This window comes from Chitinophaga japonensis (assembly GCF_007830125.1).
Taxonomy (GTDB): domain Bacteria; phylum Bacteroidota; class Bacteroidia; order Chitinophagales; family Chitinophagaceae; genus Chitinophaga; species Chitinophaga japonensis.
Genome location: NZ_VLLG01000003.1, coordinates 1,158,954 through 1,171,627, shown reverse-complemented (window position 1 = coordinate 1,171,627; position 12,674 = coordinate 1,158,954). Strand labels below are relative to the sequence as shown.

General features: G+C 53.1%; 15 protein-coding genes. 11 read left to right on the top strand and 4 right to left on the bottom strand.

The window, feature by feature from the left end; genetic code table 11:
• Window positions 1-10: 10 nt before the first annotated feature.
• Window positions 11-994, bottom strand: coding sequence for an acyl transferase (locus tag LX66_RS13815; protein ID WP_145714446.1), 984 nt, complete (start codon window positions 992-994; stop codon window positions 11-13).
• Window positions 995-1,093: 99 nt separating this feature from the next.
• Between LX66_RS13815 and LX66_RS13810 the strand changes: the two genes are divergently transcribed.
• The 7 genes from LX66_RS13810 to LX66_RS13780 all read left to right on the top strand — a co-directional run bounded on the left by LX66_RS13810 (window position 1,094) and on the right by LX66_RS13780 (window position 7,212).
• The gene (locus tag LX66_RS13810; protein WP_145714444.1) at window positions 1,094-1,546 is read left to right on the top strand and encodes a hypothetical protein; all 453 of its coding nucleotides are present in this window, start codon (window positions 1,094-1,096) and stop codon (window positions 1,544-1,546) included.
• Window positions 1,547-1,632: 86 nt separating this feature from the next.
• Window positions 1,633-3,171, top strand: coding sequence for an acyl-CoA carboxylase subunit beta (locus LX66_RS13805; protein WP_145714443.1), 1,539 nt, complete (start codon window positions 1,633-1,635; stop codon window positions 3,169-3,171).
• Window positions 3,168-4,046, top strand: a complete 879-nt coding sequence (locus LX66_RS13800; protein ID WP_145714441.1) for a UbiA prenyltransferase family protein — start codon at window positions 3,168-3,170, stop codon at window positions 4,044-4,046. The genes LX66_RS13805 and LX66_RS13800 overlap by 4 nt, the downstream gene beginning before the upstream one ends.
• Window positions 4,047-4,089: 43 nt before the next feature.
• Entirely contained in the window at window positions 4,090-5,190 is a 1,101-nt protein-coding gene (locus tag LX66_RS13795) for a M42 family metallopeptidase (RefSeq protein ID WP_145714439.1), read from the top strand.
• A gap of 72 nt (window positions 5,191-5,262) precedes the next feature.
• Window positions 5,263-6,246: a biotin synthase BioB gene (bioB, locus tag LX66_RS13790; protein WP_145714437.1), complete on the top strand. Its 984-nt coding sequence runs from the start codon at window positions 5,263-5,265 to the stop codon at window positions 6,244-6,246.
• A gap of 227 nt (window positions 6,247-6,473) precedes the next feature.
• Window positions 6,474-6,938, top strand: a complete 465-nt coding sequence (locus tag LX66_RS13785; protein ID WP_145714435.1) for a hypothetical protein — start codon at window positions 6,474-6,476, stop codon at window positions 6,936-6,938.
• The gene (locus LX66_RS13780; protein ID WP_145714433.1) at window positions 6,931-7,212 is read left to right on the top strand and encodes a helix-turn-helix domain-containing protein; all 282 of its coding nucleotides are present in this window, start codon (window positions 6,931-6,933) and stop codon (window positions 7,210-7,212) included. Before LX66_RS13785 ends, LX66_RS13780 begins: the two co-directional genes overlap by 8 nt.
• A gap of 16 nt (window positions 7,213-7,228) precedes the next feature.
• Here the strand turns inward: LX66_RS13780 and aroQ are convergent, their stop codons facing one another.
• The gene (aroQ, locus tag LX66_RS13775; RefSeq protein ID WP_145714431.1) at window positions 7,229-7,645 is read right to left on the bottom strand and encodes a type II 3-dehydroquinate dehydratase; all 417 of its coding nucleotides are present in this window, start codon (window positions 7,643-7,645) and stop codon (window positions 7,229-7,231) included.
• Between the two features lie 105 nt (window positions 7,646-7,750).
• Window positions 7,751-8,317, bottom strand: a complete 567-nt coding sequence (locus LX66_RS13770; RefSeq protein WP_145714429.1) for a UbiX family flavin prenyltransferase — start codon at window positions 8,315-8,317, stop codon at window positions 7,751-7,753.
• 63 nt (window positions 8,318-8,380) lie between these two features.
• On the opposite strand from LX66_RS13770, the gene LX66_RS13765 reads away from it, so the two are divergent.
• Window positions 8,381-8,941, top strand: a complete 561-nt coding sequence (locus tag LX66_RS13765; RefSeq protein WP_244620396.1) for a glutathione peroxidase — start codon at window positions 8,381-8,383, stop codon at window positions 8,939-8,941.
• 8 nt (window positions 8,942-8,949) lie between these two features.
• Here the strand turns inward: LX66_RS13765 and ytxJ are convergent, their stop codons facing one another.
• Window positions 8,950-9,276: a bacillithiol system redox-active protein YtxJ gene (gene ytxJ, locus LX66_RS13760; protein ID WP_145714426.1), complete on the bottom strand. Its 327-nt coding sequence runs from the start codon at window positions 9,274-9,276 to the stop codon at window positions 8,950-8,952.
• Window positions 9,277-9,567: 291 nt separating this feature from the next.
• Between ytxJ and LX66_RS13755 the strand changes: the two genes are divergently transcribed.
• The 3 genes from LX66_RS13755 to LX66_RS13745 all read left to right on the top strand — a co-directional run bounded on the left by LX66_RS13755 (window position 9,568) and on the right by LX66_RS13745 (window position 12,668).
• Entirely contained in the window at window positions 9,568-10,923 is a 1,356-nt protein-coding gene (locus LX66_RS13755; RefSeq protein WP_145714424.1) for a UDP-N-acetylmuramate--L-alanine ligase, read from the top strand.
• Between the two features lie 150 nt (window positions 10,924-11,073).
• Complete coding sequence (locus tag LX66_RS13750; protein WP_145714423.1) at window positions 11,074-11,847, top strand: 3'-5' exonuclease; 774 nt, start codon at window positions 11,074-11,076, stop codon at window positions 11,845-11,847.
• A 71-nt stretch (window positions 11,848-11,918) separates the two neighbouring features.
• A complete protein-coding gene (locus tag LX66_RS13745; RefSeq protein ID WP_145714421.1) occupies window positions 11,919-12,668 on the top strand; it encodes a polyprenol monophosphomannose synthase in 750 nt (249 codons plus the stop codon).
• Window positions 12,669-12,674 lie beyond the last annotated feature (6 nt).

The window sequence follows — 12,674 nt, the reverse complement described above, 5'->3', positions numbered from 1 at the left end:
GCTGCGGCGCTCAACTGACCATCAGGCTGCAGCCCCGCAGGGCGGAGTTATCCAGCCGGCCCAGCACTTCAAAGCTGCCGTTGTCATGCAGCTTGCCGATGTCCTCCGTGGCGATGAACGCACAGGAATATACGTTGGCCAGGTCTATTACATTGATCACGCCGGAGGCCCGGCCGGTAAATAATTGAAAGGGATCATTTTCATCGCGCAGCAGCACCTTCATCCAGGGAGGGGTATTAAAGATACCTTCCCCGCAGGAATAAGCCTGTGAGAGCAGCTCCGTCATCCCGTACTCCGCATGCACGGCGCTCACTCCCAGCCTTTCCCGGAGGAACGCATGCACCTGTGCGCGGGTCCATTCCTCCCGCCGGCCTTTCATGCCGCCGGTCTCCATCACAATGGTATGCTGCAGGGACAGGCGGTATTTTTCCGCGAAATCCAGCAGGCCAAACGTAACGCCAATGAGCAGCACTTTCTGCCCGCGGGCCTCCGTCTCCTGCAACTGCCGGTACAGCTTTTCATGTTCGTAGAGGTAAAAACCGCTGCCGGCCTGCCCGCTGCGGCGTATCATTTCCTGCACCATTACCACCAGCGAGGAATGTTGCCTTTCCAGGTAAGATGGCAGTAATCCCACCACCACGTAATCCGTCACCGGGCCGTAGAACTGTTCAAAGGCGGTGATGAAGCTGCGTTCATACAGGGAAGCGTCCTTTACCAGGTGGCGGCTGTTCACCGTTTGGGTGGTGCCGCTGCTCTCGAATACCAGTTGCGGCTCAAAATGGCCCGTGGTAACCGTATGCGTTTTAAAGAACTGTATGGGCAAAAAGGGAATATCCGTCAGGGCATTTACCCCGGCGGGCCGTATGTGCAGTGCGTCCGTATAGGCCCGGTACAGGTCGTTATGCCGGTACTGGAACCGGAAAAGTTCCAGCGCCACCGGTTCAAGGTCCGGCGCCTGCAGGTTGAAAATATGTTCCGGGGACAGGCCGTTCATCAGTCGTTTTTAAAAACCGCACAAAGTTACGCCTGCCAGGTAACAAATGATGCCCTAAACGCGTTTATTAATGTAAAATAATTAACGTAGGTTTGTTATATGAAGCAAATACTTTTACTGTCCGCGGCAGCCATAGTGGTGCTGGTGGCCTGCTCCAAAGATAGTGTGGGCACCAAGCCGCAGATCACCTTCAAGTCCTATTCCATTCCCGCCATTGTTGACAGCCTGGTAGACCAGTTTGACGCTACTTTCCAGGTGGTGGACGGCGACGGCGACATACAGAACCAGTTCTACTTCCGCCCGGTGATAGACAGCGACCCGCTCTCCCTGACAGACAGCGCCTTTGCCCCCCGGCAAATGCCCAACATCGGCGCGCACAAAGGCAGTAAGGTGGATGCGGAAGTGATCTATAACCTGCAAAGCTCCGATTTCAAAATATATGATCCGAACGTAAACCCCGACAGCTTCCGTTTAAGGGTGTTTATTATAGATGATGCAGGCAACAGCAGCGACACCATCATCACTCCCAAGATACCTATTATAAAATATTAGCGCAGAATACCTAACTTAGTTCATAAGAGGATTCCTTTTTCACAGGAATCCTTTTATTTTTTAGCTTTACCCCCTTATTAACGCACATGGACAAGATCGCACAACTTCAGACCAAAATGGCGGAAGCCGTCCTGGGTGGCGGTGAGACCCGCATTGCATCCCAGCACAAGAAAGGCAAGCTCACCGCGCGGGAAAGATTGCAACTGCTGCTGGATGAAGGCTCTTTTGAAGAACTGGACATGCTGGTGGCCAACCGCAACCGGGGCCTCACTGCGGACCAGGAGCAGTTCCTGGGTGACGGGGTGGTAACCGGCTATGGCACCATTCACGGCCGGCTGGTATACGTGTTCTCCCAGGATTTCACGGTATACGGCGGCAGCCTCTCCGAGCCGCATGCCCGCAAGATCTGCAAGATCATGGACCTGGCCATGGAAAATGGCGCACCGGTAATAGGATTGAATGACAGCGGGGGCGCCCGCATCCAGGAAGGCGTGGTAAGCCTGGGCGGCTATGCAGATATCTTTTACCGCAACACCCGCGCCTCCGGCGTGATCCCGCAGATATCCGCCGTAATGGGCCCCTGTGCCGGCGGCGCCGTATACTCGCCCGCCATTACGGACTTTATCCTGATGGTAGAGCAAACCTCCTACATGTTCGTGACCGGACCTAACGTAGTAAAGACCGTAACCCATGAAGAAGTAACGGCCGAAGAGCTGGGCGGGGCGCAAACACATGCTACCAAAAGCGGCGTGACGCACTTTGCCTGCAGCAATGAAGTGGAGTGCATACAATATATCAAACGCCTGCTCACCTACATACCACAGAACTGCGAGGAAGACGCACCGGTATATCCCTACGAAAAGACGGATGAAACCCGCCTGGCCCTGAACAATATCATACCGGAGCATCCCAACCAGCCCTACGATATGAAGGAAGTGATCGCCCAGTTGACGGATACGGACAGCTTTTTTGAAGTGCACCGCGATTTTGCGGAGAACATTATTGTGGGCTTTGCCCTGATTGGTGGCCGCAGCATTGGCATTGTTGCCAACCAGCCGGCCCACCTGGCAGGCGTGCTGGACATACATGCCTCCGTAAAAGGCGCCCGCTTTACCCGCTTCTGCGATGCCTTTAATATTCCCCTGCTGGTGCTGGTGGATGTACCGGGCTTTTTGCCGGGCACCGACCAGGAATGGAACGCCATTATCACCAACGGCGCCAAGCTGCTGTACGCGCTGAGCGAAGCCACCGTGCCCAGGATAACGGTCACCACCCGCAAAGCTTACGGGGGCGCTTACTGCGTTATGAACTCCAAGCACATCGGCGCGGACCTGAACTATGCTTTTCCCCAGGCGGAAATTGCCGTGATGGGGCCCAAAGGTGCGGTAGAGATCATCTTCAAAAGGGAAATAGAAGCCGCCGCCGATCCCGAAGCGCGTATGAACGAGCTGGTGGCGGAGTACACAGAGCGGTTCGCCAATCCCTACCTGGCCGCGGAGAAAGGCTATATAGACGAGGTGATCATCCCGGACCAGGCCCGCATCAAACTGATGAAAGGCTTTAAAATGCTGGAGAACAAGGTAGTGCACATGCCCAGGAAAAAACACGGAAATATACCGCTTTGATATTCAGGTTTTTCATCTTCAGTTCGCTCTATATCGCCCTGTGCGCAGTGCTGATGGTGTGGCAAACGGATGTGCTGCTGGGTTTACAATACGGCTATGCTTCCACCTACCCGCACATCCGGGCATCTGCGCATTCTTATATCTATTTTGCCTTTGTGTGCTGTTCCACCATTTGCAGCTATAACTTTCACTGGTACCTGACGCCGGCGGAATACTCCACCTCGGAGCGCATACAATGGGGCGCCCGGCACAAAGCGCTGCAACTGGGGCTTTGCGCAGCAGGCGGGCTGGGCGCCGTGTATTACGGGTGGCTGCTGCGGGCGCACTGGCTGCCGCTGAGCGGCGCGGCTGTGCTTACTTTCCTCTACTCCGCGCCCAAGCTACCGCAAAGGGCATTTGTATGGCTGCGTAAAATAGCGGTAGGAAAAACCCTGTTCCTCACTTTTGTATGGATGTATGTGACCACCCTGCTGCCCGTGCTGATCTCCGACGAGCTGGTAAACTGGAGCACCGTATCCTTTGCCCTGCACCGCTTTTTCCTGATCTATGCCATCTGCATCCTGTTTGATTTCCGGGATGTGGAAGCGGACAAGCAGCAGGGCATCCGCAGCCTGATCACCTTCCTGCCGGAAAAGCAATTATTCAGGGTCTACTACCTTTCCCTGGTGTTGTCTGCCCTGGGGGCACTGCTGCTGTGGCCTGTTGTCACGCCCGCCGTTATCGCCACGCTGCTGGCCCCAGTGGCCGTGACCTGGCTGCTCACGGAAAAAGCCCGGCGTAACCGTTCCGACTATATGTACTATTTTGTGCTGGACGGGTTGATGATGCTGTCCGCCCTGCTGCACCTGGTGCTGTATCTCCTGGCTGATAGCTAATGATCTTTCCTTATTTTTGCCCTCTAATACAACAATGCAGATCATGTCCAAGAAACAAAAATCCATATTGAGCAAAGAATCGCTGGCCTTCCTGAAGAATTACCTGAACAATGCCTCCCCTACCGGCTTTGAGAAGGAAGGACAGAAGCTGTGGCTGCAATACCTGCAACCTTATATTGACAAACATTTTGTAGATCCTTACGGCTCCGTGGTGGGTATCATTAACCCGGACGCGCCGTTCAAGGTGGTGATAGAGGCGCATGCCGACGAGATCTCCTGGTTTGTGAACTACATTTCGCCCGAAGGCCTGATATACGTGATCCGCAACGGCGGCTCCGACCAGCAGATAGCGCCTTCCAAGCGGGTGAACATCCATACGGAAAAAGGCATTGTAAAAGCCGTGTTCGGCTGGCCCGCCATCCATACCCGCAACCGCGGATCAGACGGCAAGGAACCGCAGCCGAAAGTGGACAACATTTTCCTGGACTGCGGCGCCCGCTCCAAGAAAGAAGTGGAGGACCTGGGCATTCACGTAGGCTGCGTGATCACCTTTGAAGATGGCTTTGAAGAGCTGAACTATGATTACTTCATCTGCCGCGCCATTGATAACCGCATCGGCGGCTTTATGATAGCCGAGGTGGCCCGCCTGCTGAAAGAGCACAAACAGTCCCTGCCTTTCGGGCTGTACATTGTGAATGCCGTACAGGAGGAAGTAGGCCTGCGCGGGGCCGAGATGGTGGCCAAGCGCATTAATGCCAACGTGGCCATTATCACGGACGTTACGCACGACTCCACCACGCCCATGATCAACAAGAATATTGAAGGGGAAGTGCGCTGCGGCAACGGGCCCAGCATTACCTACGGCCCGGCGGTGCATAACATTCTCCGCGACCTGGTCATTAAAACCGCCAGGAAGAACGACATCCCCTTCCAGCGGCATGCGGTAAGCCGCAGCACCGGTACGGATACGGACGCTTTTGCCTATACCAACGGCGGCACGCCTTCCGCTCTGATCAGCCTTCCGCTGCGCTACATGCACACCACCGTGGAAATGGTCAAGAAATCGGATATAGAGCATACCATTCAGCTCATATACCATACGTTGCTGGCCATTACACCTAAAACAAATTTCCAATATCTGTAAACCGGCTTTTTCTTTTTACTTTTTACCTTTTGCTTTTTTTGTGTAGGTTTGCTCCTATTAAATTTTACAATTATGCAAGATGTGCAGATCCGTCATGACTGGACCATTGAAGAGATAAAAGACATTTACAACACGCCGCTGCTGGAGCTGGTATACCGTGCAGCCACCCTGCACCGGCAATACCAGGATACGGCGGAGGTACAGGTTTGTACGCTGCTTTCCATCAAAACCGGCGGCTGCACGGAAGATTGCGCTTACTGTCCCCAGGCTGCCCGTTACCATACCGATATCAATGTGCATGGCCTGATGAAGAAGGAAGATGTGCTGCAATATGCCCGCCAGGCCCGCGATGCCGGCTCCACCCGCTTCTGTATGGGCGCTGCCTGGCGCGAAGTGCGCGACAACCGCGATTTTGACCGCGTGCTGGACATGGTAAAAGGCGTAAACGAGCTGGGCATGGAAGTATGCTGCACCCTGGGCATGCTCACCGAAGAACAGGCCAAAAAGCTGGCCGATGCCGGGCTGTATGCCTACAACCACAACCTGGACACTTCCGATGAATATTATAGCGAGATCATTACCACCCGTACCTACGACGACCGCCTCCAAACGCTGGATAACGTGCGCAAGGCAGGCGTGAGCGTATGCTGCGGCGGTATCATAGGGCTGGGCGAAACACACGAGGACCGCATCAAGATGCTGCACACCCTCAGCAACCTGCCCACGCACCCGGAATCCGTGCCCATTAATGCCCTCACCCGCGTAAAAGGCACCCCGCTGGAGCATATGCCCAAAGTGGAGTTCTGGGACATGGTGCGCATGATCGCCACTACCCGCATCCTGATGCCGGGCGCTATGGTACGCCTCAGCGCCGGACGTGCGGAAATGTCCATGTCGGAACAGGCCCTGTGCTTTATGGCGGGCGCCAACTCCATTTTTACCGGGGAAAAACTGCTGACTACGGATAATCCTTCCTTTGAGCAGGATCACATGATGTTTGAGCTGCTGGGCCTGAAGCCCCGGGAAGCGTTCAAGGAAGAGAAAGTGGAAGCGTAGATAATACTGATACTGATATAAGGATGTGCAGATGGCCTGGAACGAATACCGGCATCTGCACATGCTGCTTTTATACCTGTTTTCATTTGCACATCTCCCAACCTCTTGCTGCACATTAATATGTAATTAACTCCCTGCCAGTTAATAATAATTTTTCTTTGCGGTTCAGAAAATTATTGTTTAACTTCGAACTTAACTTAAAAGTGAAGTGTTATAAAGGTAGATTGGTGATCCAGCAACAAATGCCCAGGGTCACTTACTACTCCTTCCAGTTCAGGGGAGCGCAATTAACGGAAACCGAAAAGTTCATTACTCGTTTTAAGGATCACGCCCTGTACGGGCAGGATTTTAATATGATCATGGCCGTGATCAATGAAATGGGGAGAAACAGGGGCGCGAACGTAGATTATTTTCGTGGGGAGCGCTATGGTGAAGCGCTGCCACCACCTTACAAATCAGGTAATTTACGTTTGTATTGCGGCCGCTACTCCGGCCGGATCGTGATATTGTGTAATGGAGGCGTTAAGACTTCCCGCCTTCCTGAAAACAGCCCGGATTGCCGGCCCCATTTTGAACTGATGAACGCCTTAATGAAAAATATAAACAAAAGGGTCTGGGAAAGGACCTTGTCAGAAAAAGACGGTATCCTGACCGGCGACCTGAATTTTGAAATCGGAGACTGTTATGACTAAATTATTTGAACAGGCCATTCATGATATTCCCCAGGATGTCCGGGAAAGGGTGTCATTGAACTTTGACATCATTGACCAGATCTCCGCCATCCTGCAACGAAAAGGGATGACGCAACGCGATCTTGCCAACCTGATGGGTAAACGGGAATCGGAGATCAGCAAATGGATGCGCGGCACCCACAACTTTACGCTGTCCACCATCTCCGCCATTCAAAAAGCCCTGGGCGAAAAAATTATAGATACACCGCTGAATTTCTCCAAAGCAAAAAAATAATACGCGGTGTGCAGTACTATTTCAAAAAATACTTCACGCCCAGCTCATACCCCTTCATTCCCAGGCCACAGATGCTCCCCACGCACTTGGGCGCTATCAGCGAGGTATGGCGGAACTCTTCCCGCGCGTATACGTTACTGATATGCACTTCTATCACCGGCGCTTTAATAGCAGCAATGGCATCCCGTATAGCCACGGAAGTATGGGTATAGCCGCCTGCATTCAGCAGGATGCCGTCGGCCGTAAACCCCTCCTGGTGCAGGTAGTTGATGATCTCCCCTTCTACGTTGCTCTGGAAATAGCTGAACGTTACCGCAGGGTACTGCGCCTGCAGCGTGGCAAAATAGGTTTCGAAAGACTCGCTGCCGTAAATGCCCGGCTCCCGCTTGCCCAGCAGGTTTAAATTAGGCCCGTTGATAATGACAATATGCATTTATGTAATTAATAATTAAGAATGAATAATTAATAATATCCGCAACACTGCTGTTTCAATAAAGCGCCTGTGTAACGCATATTATTAATTATTACCTATTCATTGTTAATTAGAATGCCCCCACCTGTACGTTTCCTGCTCAATCCCCGCCAGGTCCAGCACCCGGTCTGTAACGGTGGCCGCCACTGCTTCCAGCGTAGCCGGCTGGCTGTAGAACGAAGGCGTAGCCGGGCAAATAATGCCGCCGGCTTCCGTAACCGTCAGCATGTTGCGCAGGTGCACCAGGTTGTAGGGCGTTTCCCGCACCACGCATATCAGCTTACGGCGCTCCTTCAGCACCACATCCGCCGCGCGGGTGATCAGGTCGTTGGAAACACCGGTAGCAATACGGCCCAGCGTACCCATGGAGCAGGGGCAGATGATCACGGTGCCGAACTGCCCGGAGCCACTGGCAAAAGGCGCATGGAAATCCTGCTGCGTATAAAAGCGGAAAGGCAACTGGTCGTAGTCCCTGCTGCCCAGTTCCGTTTCCCACACGGTTTTGGCATTCTCCGTCATTACCACGGCTACGGTATCGATCTGCGCGGCCGCCGCCTGCAGCTTGCCCAGCAACTGGCGGGCATAAATGGAGCCGCTGGCGCCGGTAACAGCTACTACTATACGATGCTTCATGCTTTTGTATATATGGCACAAAACTAGGAAATTTGAGGCATGACAGGCCGACAATCTTTCCTCATGAAAATTTACCCGCTGTTAATGAAGGCTACCCGCCTGCTGGGAACCAACAGCAAGATACTGCGGAATGACAAAGGCGCCAGGCCCCCGGTGCCGCTTGCTTCGCTGCATGTTGTAAGCAACACCGGCGATACCATACCGCTGGACAGGTTTGCCGGCAGGAAGCTGTTGCTGGTGAACACCGCTTCCGATTGCGGCTATACCGCCCAGTACGCGGAGCTGCAGCAATTGCAGGACCGGTTCCCGGAACTGGTGATCATCGGTTTTCCGGCTAATGATTTTAAGGAACAGGAAAAAGGTACGGATGAGGAGATTGCCCGGTTCTGCCAGGTGAATTTCGGGGTGCGCTTTATGCTGGCCGCCAAAAGCAGCGTGGTAAAAGGGCCGCAGCAAAATCCCGTTTTCCGCTGGTTAACGGATGCCGCCGCCAATGGCTGGAATGAGCAGCCACCGGAATGGAACTTCAGTAAATACCTGGTAGATGAAACGGGCGCACTACAGTGCTATTTTGGCCCTTCAGTCTCCCCCCTTGGCGGTAAAGTAATAAAAGCCGTGCAGTAATGTGCGCATCAGCACATCCTGGCCAGCTCCTCCATGCTGATCCCGCTATGGCTTTCGTCATAAACGCATTGCCCGTTGCGGATCAGCAGCACCTGCGGCGATTCATGCTCCACCGCGTAATCATCAGCTATCCTGTTGGAAAGGGAACGGTGGCGTATCAGGTCCAGGTAATAGAAATCCATTCCCTGCGGCGCCCCGGCACGTTCCAGCCGGGACTTTACCATAGCGCTGATAGCACAGCGGGTGCTGTGCTTGAATATCACTACCGGCTGCGTGGCCGAGGTAGTTTTGATCTGATCTAATTGAGATTCGCTGTCCAGCGTGATCCAGTTCATTTAACAATCCTTGCTTTTTTCAGCAGGGGCCGATTTCGTGATCTTCATCGGGCATCCCAGCTTCGAATGCGTTGCACACGATGTAAATAAAACCGCAAAGATACAAACAAGGCCGGCAACGCCCAATAATTTAGCACGAGATGTCATGACTGGAAGTTTAGATATTAAACGAAAATTCATAGGGATTCTTATAAACGCTTTTTTAATCGTCCTTTGTAACGTTACTTTGCAAATATAAAAAATATATTAAAGAAAACAACAAGATAACACCTTGTGATCTCCTCCTGACAAATGATGAACGTCCATTTTATTGCGATCGGGGGTAGTGTGATGCACCAGTTGGCCATTGCATTGCACCGTAAAGGGTACCGGGTAACCGGCAGTGACGATGAAATATTTGAGCCCGCCCTCGGCAACCTGGCAAAGGCAGGCATCCTGCCGGCCGCCATGGGCTGGGATGCCGCACGCATTACGCCCGGCCTGGATGCGGTGATCCTGGGCATGCACGCCCGGGCAGACAACCCGGAGCTGCTGCGCGCACAGGAGCTGGGCCTTCCCATTTATTCCTTCCCGGAATATATTTACCAGGAAAGCCGACAGAAAAACCGGGTAGTGGTAGGCGGCAGTCATGGCAAAACCACCATCACCGCCATGATCATGCACGTGCTCAAAGCGCGGCAGCAACCGTTTGACTACCTGGTAGGCGCACGCCTCGAAGGTTTTGAGCAGTCTGTCAACATTACGGACGCGCCGCTGATCGTGTGCGAGGGCGATGAATACCCCGCCTCCGTGATAGAAAAACGTCCCAAGTTCCATTTCCTGCATCCGCATATTGCCGTTATCAGCGGTATTGCCTGGGATCACATCAACGTGTTCCCCACCTACGACATTTACCTGGAGCAGTTTGCCATTTTTATCCGGCAGATGGAGGCGGGCCACACGCTCATCTACAACAGCGCGGATGAAGCCCTGAACCACCTGGTGAACGCAGCAGGCCGCCACCTGAAACTGGTGCCCTACAACCTGCCTATCCACATGATCCGGGAAGGCATTACCCGCGTGTTCTTCGATGAAGGCTATGCCGATCTGCAGGTGTTCGGGGAGCATAACCTGCTGAACATGCACGCCGCCAAACTGGTGTGCAACGAGCTGGGCATTGATGATGAAGCTTTCCTGCAGGCCATTGCCAGCTTTAAAGGCGCCGCCCGCAGGCTGGAGTTGGTGGGCCGCAATGCGCATTGCGCTATCTACCGTGACTTTGCCCATGCGCCCTCCAAGGTAAAGGCTACCATACAGGCCCTGCAGCACCAGTATCCCGGGCGCAGGCTCATAGCCGTGCTGGAGCTGCATACCTACAGCAGCCTCAATGCCGGCTTCATGAGCCAGTACCAGGGCGCTATGGCCGGGGCAGACGTAGCTGGGGTGTTTTACAGCCGCCACGCGCTGGAAATAAAGCGCATGCCGGACCTGCAGCCGGAACAGGTAAAAACAGGCTTTGGCCGGGAAGACCTGCAGGTGTTCAACAACCGCGCACAACTGGAAAATTTCCTGGACGCACAGGACTACAGCAACACGAACCTGCTGATGATGACCTCTGGCGACTATGAAGGATTGGATGTAAATTCGTTAAAAAAATACTTGTCATAAAATTCCAAAACCCAAATCCCAAACTCCAAACCGGCGGATAAGTCACGCGTAAATTGCAGCCTGCCAATAGCTCAGGCAACATGTGCCAACTTTGGGATTTGGATGCTGGAATTTGGAATTTCCCTTTTTGGAATTTGAAAAATTGCACTCATGTCTACTTTACAACTTAAAAGGCCCCTGGCTGTTATCGACCTGGAAACTACCGGCACTAACGTGGCCACAGACCGTATCATTGAAATTGCCATCGTAAAGGTATTTCCCGACAGGTCCACCCAGTCAAAGGTAAAACGTGTTAACCCTGAAATGCCTATCCCTCCTGCCTCTACTGCCATACACGGCATTACGGACGACCATGTGAAGGACTGCCAGACCTTTAAACAGATGGCTAACGAGATGCGCCAGTTCCTGGACAACTGCGACATTGCCGGCTACAACTCCAACCGCTTCGACATCCCTATGCTGGTAGAAGAATTTCTCCGCGCCGGGCTGGAGTTCGACGTGTCCCACCGCAAGTTCATCGATGTACAGAAGATCTTCCACCTCATGGAAAAACGTACGCTCGCAGCGGCTTACAAATTCTATTGCGACAAGCAGCTCGAAAACGCCCATAGCGCAGAGGCCGATGCCCTGGCCACTTACGAGATACTGGAGGCCCAGTTGAACCGGTATGAGGCGCTGAAAGCGGACGTGGACGGACTGGCGGAATTTACGCGGGAAGACGAATACATTGATTTTGCCCGCCGCATGGTGATGCAAAGCGGTGTGGAAGTGTTCAACTTCGGCAAGTACAAAGGCCGCCCCGTGCGCGATGTGCTGAAGGTGGAGCCGCAGTATTATGACTGGATGATGAAGGCGGACTTCCCGCTGAACACCAAGCAGAAACTGACAGAAATTTATCACAGTATGATGTTAAAAAAAATGTAATATTTTTAAGGAACGTCCTATCTTGCGGCCTGATTACACTATTTTCGCAGTCCAAAACCATGTTTCGCTGATTGGAAAAGCTTGTCATTATACCCACGTACAATGAGAAGGATAATATCCGGAAGATCATTGACGCTGTATTTTCCTTGCAGCATGATTTTCATGTGCTCATTGTAGACGACGGGTCGCCGGATGGTACGGGCACCATCGTAAAGCAACTGCAGGAACAGCATCCGGGCGAGTTGTTCCTGGAAGAAAGGAGCGGCAAGCAGGGACTGGGCACCGCCTATATCCACGGCTTTAAATGGGCCCTGGCACAAGGCTATGCCTACATCTTTGAAATGGACGCGGATTTCTCCCACAATCCCAAAGACCTGGTACGGCTGTACGACGCCTGCGCCACCGGCGGCGGCGATGTGGCCGTAGGCTCCCGTTATGTCAGGGGCGGGCGCACCGAGAACTGGCCCTGGGACCGGGCTATACTGTCCTACGGCGCATCCGTGTATGTGCGCTTTGTTACCTGGATGCCCGTAAAGGATGCTACCGCCGGTTTTGTATGCTACAAGCGCGCCGTGCTGGAAGCCATTAACCTGGATGCCATCCAGTTTGTAGGATATGCTTTCCAGATAGAAATGAAGTTCACCGCCTGGAAACTGGGCTTCAGGATAAAGGAAGTATCCATCACCTTCCGCGACCGGAGAGAAGGCTATTCCAAAATGAGCAAGGGCATTATAAAGGAAGGCATCCTGGGCGTGCTGAAAATACAATGGCAAAGCCTTTTCCGGCGCTATGAAAGAAGGGTCAGCAGCCGGCAGTCGTAAGTGACA